The organism is Nonomuraea sp. NPDC049784 (assembly GCF_040659615.1).
In the GTDB taxonomy this organism is placed as follows: domain Bacteria; phylum Actinomycetota; class Actinomycetes; order Streptosporangiales; family Streptosporangiaceae; genus Nonomuraea.
In genome coordinates, this window is the sequence record NZ_JBFAMX010000222.1 from 1 (window position 1) to 15,646 (window position 15,646).

General features: G+C 68.3%; 13 protein-coding genes and 1 pseudogene. 4 read left to right on the plus strand and 10 right to left on the minus strand.

The genetic code is table 11. From position 1 onward, the window contains the following. Positions 1-2,426 (minus strand): aconitate hydratase AcnA (gene acnA / locus AB0J09_RS34025; RefSeq protein WP_360699827.1); only part of this gene is annotated, 2,426 nt, incomplete at its 3' end. 146 nt (positions 2,427-2,572) lie between these two features. After that, positions 2,573-3,301, minus strand: a complete 729-nt coding sequence (locus AB0J09_RS34030; RefSeq protein ID WP_360699830.1) for a metal-dependent hydrolase — start codon at positions 3,299-3,301, stop codon at positions 2,573-2,575. A gap of 413 nt (positions 3,302-3,714) precedes the next feature. Here AB0J09_RS34030 and AB0J09_RS34035 point away from each other — a divergent pair, with 413 nt between their 5' ends. The 3 genes from AB0J09_RS34035 to AB0J09_RS34045 all read left to right on the plus strand — a co-directional run bounded on the left by AB0J09_RS34035 (position 3,715) and on the right by AB0J09_RS34045 (position 5,742). Then, positions 3,715-4,452, plus strand: a complete 738-nt coding sequence (locus AB0J09_RS34035) for a PadR family transcriptional regulator (protein ID WP_360699833.1) — start codon at positions 3,715-3,717, stop codon at positions 4,450-4,452. A 26-nt stretch (positions 4,453-4,478) separates the two neighbouring features. Then, positions 4,479-4,973 carry a DUF1707 domain-containing protein gene (locus tag AB0J09_RS34040; RefSeq protein ID WP_360699836.1) on the plus strand — a complete coding sequence of 165 codons (495 nt, stop codon included), beginning with the start codon at positions 4,479-4,481 and terminating at the stop codon, positions 4,971-4,973. Positions 4,974-5,061: 88 nt separating this feature from the next. Continuing rightward, positions 5,062-5,742: a DUF6879 family protein gene (locus AB0J09_RS34045; RefSeq protein ID WP_360699839.1), complete on the plus strand. Its 681-nt coding sequence runs from the start codon at positions 5,062-5,064 to the stop codon at positions 5,740-5,742. 13 nt (positions 5,743-5,755) lie between these two features. Here the strand turns inward: AB0J09_RS34045 and AB0J09_RS34050 are convergent, their stop codons facing one another. The 5 genes from AB0J09_RS34050 to AB0J09_RS34070 all read right to left on the minus strand — a co-directional run bounded on the left by AB0J09_RS34050 (position 5,756) and on the right by AB0J09_RS34070 (position 11,276). Further along, positions 5,756-6,631 (minus strand): ATP-binding cassette domain-containing protein, encoded by an 876-nt coding sequence (locus AB0J09_RS34050; protein WP_360699842.1) that lies wholly within the window; start codon positions 6,629-6,631, stop codon positions 5,756-5,758. Further along, the gene (locus AB0J09_RS34055; RefSeq protein ID WP_360699845.1) at positions 6,631-7,572 is read right to left on the minus strand and encodes an ABC transporter ATP-binding protein; all 942 of its coding nucleotides are present in this window, start codon (positions 7,570-7,572) and stop codon (positions 6,631-6,633) included. The genes AB0J09_RS34050 and AB0J09_RS34055 overlap by 1 nt, the downstream gene beginning before the upstream one ends. After that, positions 7,569-8,453: an ABC transporter permease gene (locus AB0J09_RS34060; RefSeq protein ID WP_360699848.1), complete on the minus strand. Its 885-nt coding sequence runs from the start codon at positions 8,451-8,453 to the stop codon at positions 7,569-7,571. The genes AB0J09_RS34055 and AB0J09_RS34060 overlap by 4 nt, the downstream gene beginning before the upstream one ends. Then, positions 8,450-9,445, minus strand: a complete 996-nt coding sequence (locus AB0J09_RS34065) for an ABC transporter permease (protein ID WP_360699851.1) — start codon at positions 9,443-9,445, stop codon at positions 8,450-8,452. The genes AB0J09_RS34060 and AB0J09_RS34065 overlap by 4 nt, the downstream gene beginning before the upstream one ends. A 73-nt stretch (positions 9,446-9,518) precedes the next feature. Then, positions 9,519-11,276, minus strand: a complete 1,758-nt coding sequence (locus AB0J09_RS34070) for an ABC transporter substrate-binding protein (protein ID WP_360699854.1) — start codon at positions 11,274-11,276, stop codon at positions 9,519-9,521. A gap of 621 nt (positions 11,277-11,897) precedes the next feature. On the opposite strand from AB0J09_RS34070, the gene AB0J09_RS34075 reads away from it, so the two are divergent. Continuing rightward, positions 11,898-12,815, plus strand: coding sequence for a CAP domain-containing protein (locus tag AB0J09_RS34075; RefSeq protein ID WP_360699857.1), 918 nt, complete (start codon positions 11,898-11,900; stop codon positions 12,813-12,815). Here AB0J09_RS34075 and mug read toward each other — a convergent pair. The 3 genes and pseudogenes from mug to AB0J09_RS34090 all read right to left on the minus strand — a co-directional run. Further along, positions 12,785-13,300, minus strand: a complete 516-nt coding sequence (gene mug, locus AB0J09_RS34080) for a G/U mismatch-specific DNA glycosylase (protein WP_360699861.1) — start codon at positions 13,298-13,300, stop codon at positions 12,785-12,787. The genes AB0J09_RS34075 and mug overlap by 31 nt on opposite strands. A 10-nt stretch (positions 13,301-13,310) precedes the next feature. Beyond that, a complete protein-coding gene (locus AB0J09_RS34085; protein WP_360699864.1) occupies positions 13,311-14,711 on the minus strand; it encodes a sugar porter family MFS transporter in 1,401 nt (466 codons plus the stop codon). A gap of 47 nt (positions 14,712-14,758) precedes the next feature. Beyond that, positions 14,759-15,646: pseudogene (locus tag AB0J09_RS34090) on the minus strand (polynucleotide kinase-phosphatase); the annotation flags it as partial.

Here is a 15,646-nt window from a genome sequence, read left to right on the forward strand (position 1 = left end):
ACGCCGAGCAGCGCCGTGCCCTTGGCCGCCCAGTCGCGCGAGGAGCCGGAGCCGTATTCCTTGCCCGCCAGCACCACCAGCGGCGTCTCTGCCGCGGCGTAGTTGACCGAGGCGTCGTAGATGAACGACACCGGCCCGTCGGGCTGGGTGAAGTCGCGGGTGTAGCCGCCCTCGGTGCCCGGCGCGATCTGGTTGCGCAGGCGGATGTTGGCGAACGTGCCCCTGATCATCACCTCGTGGTTGCCGCGCCGCGAGCCGTAGGAGTTGAAGTCCTTCACCTCGACGCCGTTGCCCTGCAGGTATTGCGCGGCCGGGGTGCCGACCTTGATGGAACCGGCCGGCGAGATGTGGTCGGTGGTGACCGAGTCGCCGACCTTGACCAGCACGCGGGCGCCGGTGATGTCGGTGACGGGCTCGGGCTTGGACGGCATGCCGTCGAAGTACGGGGCCTTACGCACGTACGTCGAGTCCGGGTCCCACTCGAACGTGTTACCCGTCGGGATCGGCAGCGAACGCCAGTGGTCGTCGCCCTTGAACACGTCGGCGTAGTCGCGCTCGAACATGTCACGGCCGATGGAGGAGTTGACCACCGCCGAGATCTCCTCCGGCGACGGCCAGATGTCCTTCAGGTAGACCGGCTTGCCGTCGCCGCCGAGGCCGAGCGGCTCGGTGTCGAGGTCGATGTCCATGGTCCCGGCCAGCGCGTACGCCACCACGAGCGGCGGCGAGGCCAGGTAGTTCATCTTGACGTCGGGGTTGATGCGGCCCTCGAAGTTGCGGTTGCCCGACAGCACGGCCGTGACCGCGAGGTCGTTGGCCTGGACGGCCTCGGAGATCTCCGCCGGCAGCGGGCCCGAGTTGCCGATGCAGGTGGTGCAGCCGTAGCCGACGAGGTTGAAGCCGATCTTGTCGAGGTACGGCTGCAGCCCCGAGCGCTCGAAGTAGCCGGTGACCACCTGCGAGCCGGGGGCCAGCGAGGTCTTGACCCACGGCTTGCGGGTCAGGCCCTTGTCGACCGCGTTGCGGGCCAGCAGCGCCGCGCCGAGCATGACGTACGGGTTGGAGGTGTTGGTGCACGAGGTGATCGCGGCGATCGAGACGATGCCGTGGTCGATCTCGAACGAGGTGCCGTCGGCCAGCGTGACGGGCACCGGCTTGTGCGGCCGGCCGCCGTTGGCGGTGGCGTTGGAGGCGGGCGCGTCGGAGGCCGGGAAGGTCTCCTCGCCGGCCTCGTCGATGTCGTCTACCACGTAGTTCTGGACGTCGTGGCGCCAGGTGGCCTTGGCGGCCGACAGCGCGATGCGGTCCTGCGGGCGCTTCGGTCCGGCGATCGACGGAACGACGGTGCCGAGGTCGAGCTCGATGTACTCGGAGAAGACCGGCTCGGGCGCGGACGGGTCGAGCCACAGGCCCTGGGTCTTGGCGTAACTCTCGACGAGCGCGATCTGCTCCTCGGAGCGCCCGGTCAGCCGCAGGTAGTCGATGGTCTGGCCGTCGATCGGGAAGATCGCGCAGGTGGAGCCGAACTCGGGGCTCATGTTGCCGATCGTGGCCCGGTCGGCCAGCGGCACCGACGAGACGCCCTCGCCGTAGAACTCCACGAACTTGCCGACCACGCCGTGCTTGCGCAGGATCTCGGTGATCGTCAGCACCAGGTCGGTGGCGGTGGCCCCGGCGGGCAGCTTGCCGCTGAGCTTGAAGCCGACGACGCGCGGGATGAGCATGGAGATCGGCTGGCCGAGCATCGCGGCTTCGGCCTCGATGCCGCCGACGCCCCAGCCCAGGACGCCGATGCCGTTCTCCATGGTGGTGTGGGAGTCGGTGCCGACGCAGGTGTCGGGGTACGCCTTGCCGTCGCGGGTCATGACCACGCGGGCCAGGTGCTCGATGTTGACCTGGTGCACGATGCCGGTGCCGGGCGGGACGACCTTGAACTCGTCGAAGGCCGTCTGGCCCCAGCGCAGGAACTGGTAGCGCTCGCGGTTGCGCTCGTACTCACGCTCGACGTTGCGCTGGAAGGCGTCGGGGTGACCGAAGTAGTCGACGATGACCGAGTGGTCGATGACCATCTCGGCCGGCGCGAGCGGGTTGATGCGGTCCGGGTCGCCACCCAGGTCGCGCACGGCCTCGCGCATGGTGGCGAGGTCGACCACGCAGGGCACGCCGGTGAAGTCCTGCATGATCACGCGCGCGGGCGTGAACTGGATCTCCACGCTCGGCTTCGCGTTCGGGTCCCAGCCGCCCAGCGCACGGATGTGGTCGGCGGTGATGTTCGCGCCGTCCTCGGTGCGGAGGAGGTTTTCCAGCAGGATCTTCAGGCTGTACGGGAGGCGTGCGGCGCCCTCGACGGCATCCAGCCGGAAAATCTCATATGACGCGTCACCGACGCGTAGCGTGTCACGGCTGCCGAAGCTGTTCGCGGACACGGTGATTCGCCTCCTCCATCAGACATTTTCTCAGACCAAATCCTGCCGCACTCTTCGATCGGGAAACACGTTAGGTGACCCTAAGTCGCGAGCACCGCGGCGGATATCTCGACGTCAAGATATCTCTAGGATATCTCGACATCAAGTTAAGCGGGTACCAGCCGCCAGAACAGCAGCCCGACGATGGCCACGGACAGGATCGGAGCCAGGATCTTCTGCTCGAACTTCTTGCCCGTCTTGATGCCGATCTTCCACGGCAACACGAACTTGGCCCCCAGCGGCCACAACACCGGACAACCCCGCTCGGTCATGCAGTCGCCCACCACATGGATGAGGCAGCCGACCCCCACCGCCAGCCCCAGCCAGGCGTAACCCACCTGCAGCGAGAGGAAGACGGCGTACAGCCCGGCGGTCAGCCCGATGTTGATCAGCGCGGAGCCCACCTTGTTCCCGGGGATGCCGACGCCGATCGCCCGCAGGGCCAGGCCGATGAGCAGCACGACCACGATGTCACGCCCGATGGGATAGGTGTTGGCCAGCCAGTGCGTCCCGAACCCGAGCGCCACCGCGAACGCCAGCGAGTGGGTCGCTCCACGGTGCCCGCCGCTGATCCAGGACACGGCCTTGCTGAGCACCCACGTGACCGGCCCGAACGTCTGCGCGATCGTCGCGCTCGGATGGTCGAGGTCGGGCAGCATCGCGGCCCCGGCACAGATGATCGCTCCGGCGATCAGCTCGGCCGGGCTGAGCGCACTCGCCATGATTCCGGTGTCGATGAACCGGGAGGATTCGTTCACCAGTGGAAGTGCGGCGAGAGGCGGCGCCAGCCCCAGCCAGGCGATGGCCCCAGTCATCGCGTGCGTGTGCCCCATCATGATCCGGACTGTACGGCAAAGAATCCCTTTACGCGCCGAGACCCGCCTGGCGCGCCTTCACGATGACCTGAGCCCTGTCCGCGACGCGTGACTTTGCGAAGGTATTGGAGACGTGGTTGCGGACGGCGGCGGTCCGACGTGGGACGGTCCCGGGCACCTGGGTCCGTGATCCCGAATCATCCGGACAATGTTCCGCAAACGCAGACGAGGTCGTCTCCGCGGCGACAGCACCCCCCAGCCCTGCCGACGCGGAACGACCTCGTCTGCTGTGAATAACGAGCCCCTCCCCGATCCTGTTCCCGGATTCCGCAACTTTTTCGTGATGTAGCTCACTCCATCCCCTGGCTTGCGAACGACATACTATCGATATATCGTTGACGCATCGAGAACAGATCACGATATAGGGGGAAAGAATGACTTCCGCACAAGCAGCAGGCGGGCACTGGCCCGGCGCGCACGAGTACCGGCAGGCGGCCCGAGAGGCCAGGCAAGCAGCCCGCGAGGCGTTCAGGACCATGTCCGAGGCCTTCGGAGAGGGTCGCCGCCACCATCACGAACATCACGAACATCACGAGCACCGGCAGCGCGGCAGGCGCGGCCCCGGCCCGTTCCCGTTCGACTGGGGGCGCGGCCCATGGGGCGGTCCCGGCGGGCCGTGGGGCGGCGGCCCGCGCGGCTGGGGCAGGGGCCGCAAGGCCAAGCGGGGCGATGTGCGCGCCGCGATCCTGGCCCTGCTCTCCGAGGAACCGCGCAACGGCTACCAGATCATCCAGGAGATCGCCGAGCGCAGCGAGGGCGGCTGGAAGCCCAGCCCCGGCGCCGTCTACCCGGCGTTGCAGCAGCTCACCGACGAGGGCCTGGTGATCTCGGAGGAGAGCGAGGGTCGCAAGACCTTCCGCCTCACCGAGGAAGGGCGCAACTACATCGAGGCACACGCGGACGAGGTCCGGGCTCCGTGGGACGAGATGCGGCCGGACATCGACGACAACACCGCCGATCTCTGGCACATCGCCCGGCAGTCCGCCTTCGCCATGATGCAAATTCTCCAGACCGGGAACGACGCACAAATCCGCGAAGCGCGTAAGACTCTTGTTGAGACCCGGCGCAAGCTCTACCAGATCCTGGCCGACGGCGAACCGGGCGAGGAGTGAACAACACCTTCGTGGAGGGCTTGGGCATGGATCCGAACGAACTCCGCATCGGCGACGCCGAGCGTGAGCAGACGATGGCCGCCCTGCGCGAGCACTTCGCGCAGGGCCGCCTGACCCACGAGGAGCTCGACGAGCGACTCGACCAGGCGCTGGCCTCGAAGACGGCCCGCGACCTCGCGAAGGTGACGGCCGACCTGCCGGGGCCGCGGCAGGCGGCGCCCGGCTACCGCGAGCCCGTCCCCCAGTACGACATGGACGGCTGGCGGGAGGCGATGACCGCGCACCGGCAGCAGATGCGGTCGATGCACCAGGCACAGCGTGAGATGCGCCGGCAGTGGCGCCACCAAGGCCATCCGTGGCGGCAACACCGGGGGCCGCACCCGATCCTGCCCGTGCTGTTCGTGTTCATGATGCTGGGGCTGATCTTCGGCGGGTTCGGGATCTTCAAGGTGCTGTTCGTTGTGTGGCTGGGCGTCATGCTGTTCAGCCTGGTCCACCGGCGTTTCCACCACCGCCGCTGAGGGCGGGCGCCCGGATGGTTTTGGGCCTTGACCCGGTCAGGGCCTCACTTCATTATCGGGGCGGATCTTCAGAGTCGAAGGGACGCCCATGACCGAGCAGGGCACTCCGGCCCGCCGCCCCAATCCGTTCGCCGCCGTCGCCCACGCCGACGGCCTCTTCCTGGACGTGCCGGAGTACCAAGCCCGTTTCGACCACGACCACGCGGCCTGTGCCGAGCCGATGTGGAAGCTGGAGAGGGCCCAGCACTTCTACGAACCCGACGTGGCGAGCTGGCGGGCCATGATGGACGGCGACTGGGAGCGGTCGCTGGCCCTGGCCGACCGCATGGCGGCGCCCGTGGCCGACTATTTCCGCCACCGCGTCCCGGTCAGGCGCGTGCGGGTGGTGGAGTTCCCGATCAGCGCGTACCTGCAGTGGGAGATGCACGTCCTGGCGCTGCGCGACCGGGCCGGCTCGCCGTGCCGGGTCGTCCGGGGCGACCGGGTGGCGGACTTCGACCCGCTGCCGGAGCTGGTGATCTTCTCTCCGTCCTTGATGTACGAAGTGCTGTACGACCAGTACGGCGGGGGCATGGGCGGCCGGCGGATCATCGATCCCGGGGTGGTCGGGCCGTGCCTGCGGGCGGTCCAGGAGCTGTTCGCCGCCGGTGAGGACGTGCTCGGCTTCCACGAGCGGGAGATCGTGCCGCTGCCGCCGCCGCTGGTCACCGACGAGATGCGGGCCGCGGTGCCGGCCTACGCGCACCGCACCGAGGAGTTCAGGGTCTGACCGCCTCGCCTCCTCAGCAGGTCTCCAACTGCGCGCACGCCACGAAATGGCCGGGCTCGGCCTCCAGCAGTCCCCCGGTGGCACCCCGCCCGTGGTACAGGCAGGTGTCCACGGGCGCGGCGTCGTCCCAGCCCTGGTGCAGGCGCGGCACGGCCGACAGCAGCTCGCGCGTGTACGGGTGCAGCGGATCGCCGAAGACCTTGTCCGTCAGGCCCATCTCGACCACGCTCCCCCGGCGCAGCACCACCGTGCGCTCGGCGAGGTAGTTGCCGAGGGACAGGTCGTGCGTGATGTAGAGCACGCCGAGCCCCCTGGCCTTCAGCTCTGCCAGCAGGTTGAGCACGTCGATCCGGGTGGAGGCGTCCAGCATGCTGGTGATCTCGTCGGCCACCAGCAGCTTGATGTCCAGCAGCAGCGCGCGGGCGATGAGCAGGCGCTGGAGCTGGCCGCCGCTGAGCTGGTGGGGGTACTTGCCGAGCACCTGGTCGGGGTTGAGCCGCACATCGCGCAGGGACGCGGCGACCCGCTCGGCCCACTCGGGCTCGGGGACGGCCGGGTAGTACGCCTCCTTGATCATGGCGAACACCCGGTCGGCCTTGAACACCGGGTTGAACGAGCTGAACGGGTCCTGGAAGATGCCCTGGATGTGGCGGTAATAGTCCTTGCCGGCCTGGACGGGCCGCCCGTCGAAGGTGATCGAGCCGCTGGTGACCGGGTTCAGGCCCAGGATCATCCGGCCGATCGTGCTCTTGCCGCTGCCGCTCTCACCGATCAGGGAGACGACCTCGCCGGGCACGACCTCGAAGCTCACGTTCCTGACGGCCGTGACGCTCCTGCCGCCGAAGGCGCCGATCCTGAATTCCTTGGTGACCTCGTCGAGTTTCAGCATCAGGCCTTCCAGCAGGCGACGTGGTGGTCGGGGGCGAGTTCGACTACCGGCGGTTCCTCGGCGCACTCGTCTCCGGCGAGCGGGCAGCGGTCGCGGAAGCGGCAGCCGGCAGGTGGGTCCAGCAGGGAGGGCGGGCTGCCGGCGATGCCCGCCAGCCTGCGGTCGGCGTAGCGGACGCCGACCTCGGGCAGGGAGTCGAGAAGCAGCCTCGTGTACGGGTGGCGGGGCGCCTTGACGATCACGTCGGCGGGGGCCTTCTCGGCGAGCTTGCCCGCGTACATGACCATGATCGTGTCGGCGATGTGGTGGGTGAGCGCGATGTCGTGGGTGACGAAGATCATGCTCTTGACGTAGCCGCTCTCGCGGAAGCCGAGCAGGGCGCGGGCGACGGCCTTCTGGGTGGAGACATCGAGCGCGGAGGTGACCTCGTCGGCGATCAGCAGGGACGGGTCGAGCAGCGTGGAGATGACCATCACCATGCGCTGTTTCATGCCGCCGGACAACTCGATCGGGTAGCGGTCGAGCACCTCGCGGGGCAGGCCGACCTGGTCCATCCGGCGCTCCAGCTCGGCGGCGTCCAGGGCCGCGCCCCTGGACTTGAGCAGCTCGCCGACCATCTTGCGGATCTTGCGGGTGGGGTTGAGCGCGCTCATGGCGTACTGCGGGATGAGGGAGACCTCCTTGAAGCGGAAGTCGGCCATCTGGCGGTCGTCGGCGATGGGCAGCTCCCGGCCGTCGAGCACGACCCGGCCGCCGACGTGGCGCATGCGGCCGTCCATGCGGATGAGGCTCTTGCCGAGCGTGCTCTTGCCGCACCCGGACTCGCCGACCAGGCCGAGGATCTCGCCGTCCGACAGCTCGAAGGACATGCCGTCGAGGGCCTGGACCTCGCCCCTGAGCGTGCGGTAGTAGACCCTCAGCTCGCTGACCTGCAGGCTCATGTCTCCCTCAGTTTCGGGTTGAAGACCTCGTCGAGGCCGACGTTGGCCACGTACAGGGCGCCCACGATGGCGGTGATGGCCGCTCCCGGGGGCACGAACCACCACCACATGCCGAGCTGGAGCGCGCTCCACTGGTTGGCGTTCTGCAACATCAGGCCGAGCGAGACGCCCTCGGTGGGGCCGAGGCCGATGAAGTCGAGCGAGGAGGCGATGAGGATCGCGCCGCCGAACAGCAGGATGAACGTCATGAACAGGTAGGAGCTCATGTTCGGCGCGATCTCCCTGGTGATGATCTTCCAGGTGCCCGCGCCGCTCATCCGCGCCAGGTCCACGAACTCGCGGGTACGCAGCGAGAACGTCTGCGCCCTGATCGCCCGCGCCGCCCACGGCCACTGCGTCAGGCCGATGAACAGGCCCTGCACGGCCACGCTCCTGATGCCCAGATACGCGTTGATGATCAGCAGCACGGCCAGCGTGGGGATGACCAGGATGACGTTGGTCAGCATGTTGAGCACCTCGTCGACGATGCCGCCGCGGTAACCGGCCACGAAGCCGACGAGCATGCCGATGGCCGCCGCGATGCCGCCGCCGACCACGCCCACGGCGAAGGTGCTGCGCAGGCCGTACACGAACTGGAGGAAGATGTCCTGGCCGAACGTGGTGGTGCCCAACCAGTTCTCGGCCGAGGGCGGGCTCATGGGGCGGGGGCCGTACTCGTTGGGCGTGCCGCCGGCCAGCACCGGCCCGATCAGGCCCAGCACGAGCAGCACGAGCACGAGGCCGAAGCCGAACATCAGCTTGCCGTTGCGGACCGCGAAGTAGAGCGCTTCGCGCCGGATCCCGGCGCGCTCGCGCGGGGCGACTTCCTGGAGTGCCGTCATGCCTGCGCACCCGCCATTCCCGCCCTGGTACGCGGATCGACCACGACGTAGACGATGTCGATGATGAAGTTGGCGATCAGCACGCCGAGCACGATGAACAGGAACGTGCCCTGAAGCAGGAAGAAGTCCTTGTTCTTGATGGCGTTGAGAATCAGGCTGCCCAGGCCCGGATAGGCGAAGACGATCTCGGTGACCAGGGCTCCGGCCACGATCACGCCGAGCTGCAGGGCCAGGCCGGTGATCTGGGGCAGGACGGCGTTGCGGAAGGCGTACCTGCGGATGAGCCGGGCCGGCGCGCCGAGCGCGGCCAGGTAATTGGAGTAGTCGGACTCCAGCTCATAGATGATCATGTTGCGCATGCCGATGGCCCAGCCGCCCAGCGCCACCAGGAAGAGGGACAGGAACGGCAGCGTCCAGTGGTGCAGCAGGTCGAGCAGGAACGTCCACGACCAGTTGGGCCGCATCGAGAAGCTGTAGCCGCCCGCCACCGGGAACAGGCCCGCGATCACGCCGAGCGCCCAGGCCAGGAGCACGGCCAGCCACATGTACGGCATCGCGGTCAGGACGTACCCGACCGGGAGCACGGTGTTGTCGAGGAGCTTGCGCCGGGCGGCGTACGCGCCGAACTGGTTGCCCACCACCCAGCTCAGCAGCACCGACGGGATGATCAACCCCAGCGTGTACGGCACCGCGGCCGTGATCACGGTGCTGACCGGCGTGGGGAACAGCCAGATGCTGATCCCGAAGTCGCCCTTGACCAGCGCGGCCCAGAAGTTGAGGTACTGCGTGATCAATGGCTGGTCGAAGCCGAAGAGGTTGGTGTAGTAGGCCCGCATCGCCTCCGCGGCCGCGGGCTGGGTGACGTTGGCCCTGGCCACCATGCTCGCCACCGGGTCTCCCGGCATGAAACGCGGGATCATCCAGTTGACGGTGACCGCGACGAAGAAGGTCAGCCCATATATGAGCAGTTTTCTGCCGAAATATCGACGCACGTGATGCTTTCTCCGTGAGAGCCGTGAGAGCCGTGAGAGCCCCCCGCTCCCGGCGGCGCGGGGGGCGGTGGGGTCAGGAGCCGGAGGGCTGAAGCTGCGTGAGGGTCTCGAAGCCACCCAGCTCGAACCAGTTGTGCCACATCACGGCCGGAGTCTTGGGCGTGCTGCCCTCCGCGGCCGGCCAGTTCTTCCAGATCTGGTTGCTGGACTGCGCCCACAGGCCGTTGTACCAGAGCGGGATCACCGGCAGGTCGTCCAGGTGGATCTGCTGGAGCTGGGAGATGATCTTCTTCATGCCCTCGACGTCGTCGGTCTTGACCTGGTCGAGCTGCTTGGTCAGGTCCCAGGCCCGCTTGTTGTCGTAGCGGGCGAAGTTGACGGTGTTCTGCTGTTTCTGGACCGGGAGCTGGAAGATGTACTCGTAGTAGGTGTACGGCGAGTTCGACAGCTGCCGCTCGTTGTTGATCAGCAGGTCGAAGTCGCCCTTGCTGCGCCTCTCCACCAGGGCGTTGAAGTCGGGGAAGTCCGGGGTGACCTGGATGCCGGCGGTCTTGGCGCTGGCGGCGATGGACCTGGCCGACTCCATCCAGTCCGTCCAGCCGGACGGCACGATGATGCTCAGGTTGAGCTTGGAGCCGTCCTTGTTCTCGACGTACCCGTCGCCGTCGGTGTCCTTGTAACCGGCGTCGGCCAGCATCTTCTTCGCCTTGGCCGCGTCGAAGGAGAACCCGGACTTGGCCACCACGTTCTGGTCCACGTACTGCTCCCATTGCGGCAGCAGGCCGGTCGGGCTGGCGGCCTTGACGAGGTTGCCGTACACGCCTTCGACGATCTTCTTGACGTCGATCGAGGAGGCGAGCGCCTTGCGGAAGGCGGGGTCGTTCAGCGGCTTCTTGGTGTTGTTGGGCACCAGCCACGCGGTGTTGGCCGACAACATGTACGGCGGCTGGTTGTAGTAGGTCGTCAGGCCGAAGTTGCCCTTCACCAGATTGGCCACACCGGGCAGGAAGTTGTTGCTCAGGTCCATGCCCTTCTGCAGCAGCAGGCCGAGCGCGACCTCGTTGCTCGGGGTGACGATGTCCACGATGTAGCGCGGCTTGGGCTCCATGTTCAGCGCGGCCTTGCCCCACCAGTCGTCGCGCCGCTGCAGCACGACGCGGTCCTGGTCCTTGGTCATGAACGTGTACGCGCCCGTGCCCACCGGGTTCTCGTTGGTCCCGTCGAGCACCTCCTTCTCCGAACGGCCCTTCCAGATGTGCTCGGGGACGATCGACCGGTTGAAGAGGTTGAAGTCCCACTGCTGGTAGTTGCCCGTGGAGAAGGTGAATTTCACCGTCTGGTCGTCAACGGCCTCGACGCTCTTCAGCCAGGTCCACAGGTTGTGGTACGGGATCGTCTCCATCTTGCCGAGTTCGAAGGAGAACACCACGTCCTTGGCCGTCAGAGGCTGACCGTCTGACCACTTGACGCCCTGACGGAGCTTGGCCTGGTAGGTCTTGTCGTCGGCCCACGAGCCGCTCTCGGCCAGCCAGGGGATCAGCTTGCCCGCGGTCGCGTCATAGTGGAACAGCGTCTCGTACACCAGGCCCTTGGTGCCCGTGGCATGGTCCCATTCCCTGATGGGGTTGAAGTTGGCCGGCGGGCCCCACTGGGTGCCGGTCGTGTAGAGCGTCTCGTTGCGCGGCAGCGAGTCAGGGTTGGCGTTGGTCACCGCGCCCTGGCTCTGCGGCTGGGAGGCCGGCGGGGTCGGCGTGGCTCCGCCGCCCGTGCAGGCCGCGGCGAGCAGGCCCGCCGCCACGAGCGGAATCATGATCCGAACCCGGTTACGCATCGCTTCTCTCCTTCCTCCGCGCCCGGCGCGAAGGTTCGCACGTCTTGTCGACACCCCGATGGGCCGGCTGCTCTCGAACGGGCCGCGCTCCGGACTCCACCTGGGAGCGCTCCCAGGCCGGACGCGAAGAGCGCCCCCCGCCTTGGGACCGGTGATCGATCACTCTTCAGTAGGCGCAGGCCGGTCAAGGGGCCTGCTGAACCGGATAAGTACCGTGACCGTAAATTCCCTAATCGGTGCCGTCAATAGCCCGTGACGCTTTCGAGACGTGGCGCCTGCAAACGCTCCCACGGGCGCGATGCGTACCCGCCGGGGCTGGCTAACCGGTTCAACGAGAGCACCGAGCGGGCCGGAGCCCGTACCACCGTGCGGACCTCGGCGGGGATGCTCGCTGTCCGAACCGGGCGCCGGCCCGGTGCGTACCTCCAGGCGAGATGGTGGCTCGCGAAGCCCGCTGGCGCAGGGGTTTCCGGGCCTGCGCGGCGGCGCCACAGCCGCCTCAACGATCACTTTGGTTTACCTGAGTCTTGTGGCAAATATCCCAATTTGATGACAAATCGGTCTCGACCCCGACAGAATGCCTAGCCATCCAGCGTCTATCGCAACTGGAGGAAACCCCCTATGCGTAGACCCCATGGGGTATTCGCCGGGCTCCTGAGCCTGGCGGCGCTCTGCGCGACTGGCTGTGCGGCCGAGGCCGCGACGCAGGGCTCAACCGCGGCGCAGAGCTCGGCCGCACAGCAGGGCTCGGCCGCATCGCCCGGCTCAGCGGCGGCGCAGGGCTCCGCGGTGTCGTCGGAGGCCTCGTGCCGCGTGAGCGCGGCCAAGCCCCGGCTCAGCACCAAAGGCAAGATCACGTCGTTCGCCACCCGGCGTGGCTGCGACAGTCCGGCGCTGCTGCGCATCCGCATCCAACGCGCCGTCCCCGGCCCCGACCGCGTCGTCAAGAGCGGGGCCACCAGGAACGGCCGCGTCACCCTGGCGCTCGCCTGCAAGCCGGGCACCTACTACGCATTCGCCACCGACTACCGCGGCCGTACCGTCAAGTCACGGGCGGTGAGACTGGCCTGCGCCCCCGTCAGCACCTCCACGCCCACTCCCAGCCCCAGCGGCACGCCCACCAGCCCGGCCCCCTCCACAGGAGCGGTCGGCACGGCCCTGGAGAACGAGGTCCTCAGGCTGACCAACGCCGAGCGGGCCAAGGGCGGCTGCCAGCCGCTCAAGCACGACCCGCAACTCCACGCCGCCGCCTTCGGCCACTCCGGCGACATGGCGAAGCAGAAGTACTTCGACCACACCTCCAAGGACGGCCGCAGCGTCCTGGACCGCGTCAAGGCGGCCGGCTTCACCGGAGGGACGGCCTTCGCCGAGAACATCGCCTTCGGCCAGCCGACCGCCGCCTCGGTCGTCCAAGGCTGGATGAACAGCCCAGGCCACCGGGCCAACATCATGAACTGCGCGTACAACCTCATCGGCGTCGGCGCCGCCAAGAACGCCCAGGGCCGGATCTACTGGACCCAGGACTTCGTCGGCAAGTAGCCGCGCAGCCGGCCCATCTCGCCGGCGATGGTGGCCAGGGTCCAATGGGCGTTCAGCCCGCTGGGATTGGGCAGCACCCAGACCCTGGCCCCACCGACGAGCTCGTCCTGAGGGCCGATGCGGGCCTTGGTTCGGGCGAAGGCCGTCCGGTAGGCCGAGATCCCCAGTACGGCCAGCACCTTGGGCGCGGCGTCCGCCACTTTCGCCGCCAGTGCCAGGCCACCCTCGGCCAGCTCCTGTTTGGTCAGCTCCGACGCCTTGGCGCTGGGGCGGGCGACGATGTTCGTGATGCCCAGGCCGTACGAGGGGAGGAGATGCTGCTCGGAAGGCGCCAGGAGGCGCGGCGTGAAACCGGACAGGTGCAGCGCGGGCCAGAAGCGGTTGCCGGGGCGGGCGAAGTGGTGACCGGTGGCCTCGGACATGAGGCCGGGATTGATGCCGCAGAACAGCACGTCGAGCGAAGGGGCCAGGACGTCGTCAATCACGTGCCGGAGATTAGCCCATGTCTTCGAGTTTGCGCCCCTTGGTCTCCCGCACCCACTTGGTGACGAACAGGAACGACAGCAGGGCGAAGAACGCGTACATGGCGTAGGTGGCCGGCAGGTTCCACCGCGCCAGCGCCGGGAACGACACCGTGATCGCCCAGTTGGCGATCCACTGCGCTCCCGCCGCGACGCCCAGGGCGGCGGCGCGGATGCGGTTCGGGAACATCTCTCCCAGCAGCACCCAGACCACCACACCCCAGGACAGCGCGAAGAACAGCACGAACACGTTGGCCGCCACAAGCGCGATCGGCCCCTGGGGGTCCGGCAGCGTGACCGACTTCCCGGCCACGCGGCCGGCGCTGAACGCCCACGACGCGGTGGCCAGCGCGACCGCCATCCCGACCGAGCCGATCAGGAGCAGCGGCCTGCGCCCGATCTTGTCCACCAGCGAGATCGCGATGAACGTGCCCACGATGTTGATGATCGAGCTGGAGAAGCTGATCAGCAGCGAGTCCGCCTGATTGATGCCGACCGACTGCCACAGCACGGACGAGTAGTAGAAGATCACGTTGATGCCCACGAACTGCTGGAACACCGACAGGGTGATCCCGATCCAGACGATCGGCAGCAGCCCGGCCGCCGGCCCGCGCAGATCCTTCACCGTCGGCACGCGCTGAGTACGCAGCACGTGCTGGATCTCGGCGATGCGGGCGTCGAGGTCCACGTCCTCGCCCTCGACCTCGGCCAGCACCTCGCGCGCTTTCCTGGTGCGCCCCGACATGATCAGGTAGCGCGGCGACTCGGGGATGGTCAGGGCGAACACCAAGTAGAGCAGGGCGGGCACGAAGCAGGCGCCCAGCATCCACTGCCAAGCCTGCAGGGCCCATACGTCGTTGTTCACGTTGCCGCCGGCCAACTGGACGATCAGGTAGTTGACGAGCTGCGAGACCGCGATGCCGAGCACGATGGCCAGCTGCTGGAACGAGCCCAGCCGTCCGCGGTAGGCGGGCGGGGCCACCTCGGCGATGTACGCGGGGCTGATCACCGACGCCATGCCGATCGCGAAGCCCGCGACCACGCGCCAGAAGGCGAGGTCCCAGAGGGCGAACGGCAGCATCTGCCCGATCGAGCTGATCGCGAACAGCAGCGCGGCCACCTGCATCGTCCTGGTACGCCCCAGCCGGTCGGCCAGCCCGCCGCCCGCCCAGGCACCCACGGCGGACCCGAGCAGCGCGATGGCCACCACGAACCCCGTCCGGACCGGCCCCACCTGGAAGTACTTCTGGATCCCGACGACCGCGCCGTTGATGACGGCGCTGTCATATCCGAACAGGAACCCTCCGATGGCCGCCGCCGCCGTGATGAACACGACGTGGCCCAGATGCTCGTGATGGGTGTACTCGCCAGCCATGCAGGTCCTCCCCCGAGGTGGGGGACACATACCCGCAGGTCATGTCGTTAAAGCCGCGGGTCGACCGGCTCGGATTCCAGTGCCAGCACGGCGAAGACCGGCTCGTGCACCCGCCAGCCCGCCTCCCCTTCGGCCAGCCGCGACAGCGCCTCCAGCCCCAGCGCGTACTCGCGCAGCGCCATCGAGCGCTTCTTGCCCAGGAAGCGCCTGCGCAGCACGTCGAGCGACTCGGTGTAGTCGGGGCCGTAGATGATGCGCAGGTATTCGCGCCCGCGTACCTTCACCCCCGGCTGCACCCGGCCGGGCGCGTACGTGGCGGGCTTGACCACCATGCCCTCGCCGCCCGCCGCCGTCAGCGACTCCCACCACGCGGTCGCCTCCGCCCGGGACTCCGGCGAGTCGAGCGTGACGAAGACGTGCTGGGTACGGGTGATCAGCGGCGAGTCGAGCACCGCCAGCGTGGACAGGTGCCAGCTGTGCGGCTCCAGCGCCGTGGCCCGCCCCTCGCAGGCCAGGATCTGGAACGGCGCCAGCTTGATCCCCTCCAGGCCGTCGACCGGCCAGCAGTAACGCGCATAGGCCTCGCGGAACAGGGCAGCGTTGTGGGAGCGGCGGCGGGTGCGATGCAGCAGATCGCCCACATCCAGCCCGCGCCCGGCCGCCGCCTCCAAGGCCGCGACCGCCTCGGGCAGCGCGGCGCGCGCGGCCGCCCCGACGGAGGCGTACTGCGATCTGATGAGCTCGCCGGCCTTCGCCGACCAGGGCAGCAGCTCGCAGTCGAGCACCACCCAGTCCGAGCCGAGCTCGGCCCAGAGCGGCTCGCACGCCTCGCGCAGCCGCGTGACCAGCGGCGCCATGTCGTCGAAGAACGGCCGCCCGGTGCGCGTGTAGACGGCGCCCGCGCTGCCGTCCGTCACCCCGAACCTGGCCGCCGC

Coding starts and splice junctions, on each gene's coding strand:
- AB0J09_RS34030 (WP_360699830.1), bottom strand. CDS start 3,301: ATGATGGGGCACACGCACGCGATGACTGGGGCCATCGCCTGGCTGGGG.
- AB0J09_RS34035 (WP_360699833.1), top strand. CDS start 3,715: ATGACTTCCGCACAAGCAGCAGGCGGGCACTGGCCCGGCGCGCACGAG.
- AB0J09_RS34040 (WP_360699836.1), top strand. CDS start 4,479: ATGGATCCGAACGAACTCCGCATCGGCGACGCCGAGCGTGAGCAGACG.
- AB0J09_RS34045 (WP_360699839.1), top strand. CDS start 5,062: ATGACCGAGCAGGGCACTCCGGCCCGCCGCCCCAATCCGTTCGCCGCC.
- AB0J09_RS34050 (WP_360699842.1), bottom strand. CDS start 6,631: ATGCTGAAACTCGACGAGGTCACCAAGGAATTCAGGATCGGCGCCTTC.
- AB0J09_RS34055 (WP_360699845.1), bottom strand. CDS start 7,572: ATGAGCCTGCAGGTCAGCGAGCTGAGGGTCTACTACCGCACGCTCAGG.
- AB0J09_RS34060 (WP_360699848.1), bottom strand. CDS start 8,453: ATGACGGCACTCCAGGAAGTCGCCCCGCGCGAGCGCGCCGGGATCCGG.
- AB0J09_RS34070 (WP_360699854.1), bottom strand. CDS start 11,276: ATGCGTAACCGGGTTCGGATCATGATTCCGCTCGTGGCGGCGGGCCTG.
- AB0J09_RS34075 (WP_360699857.1), top strand. CDS start 11,898: ATGCGTAGACCCCATGGGGTATTCGCCGGGCTCCTGAGCCTGGCGGCG.
- AB0J09_RS34085 (WP_360699864.1), bottom strand. CDS start 14,711: ATGGCTGGCGAGTACACCCATCACGAGCATCTGGGCCACGTCGTGTTC.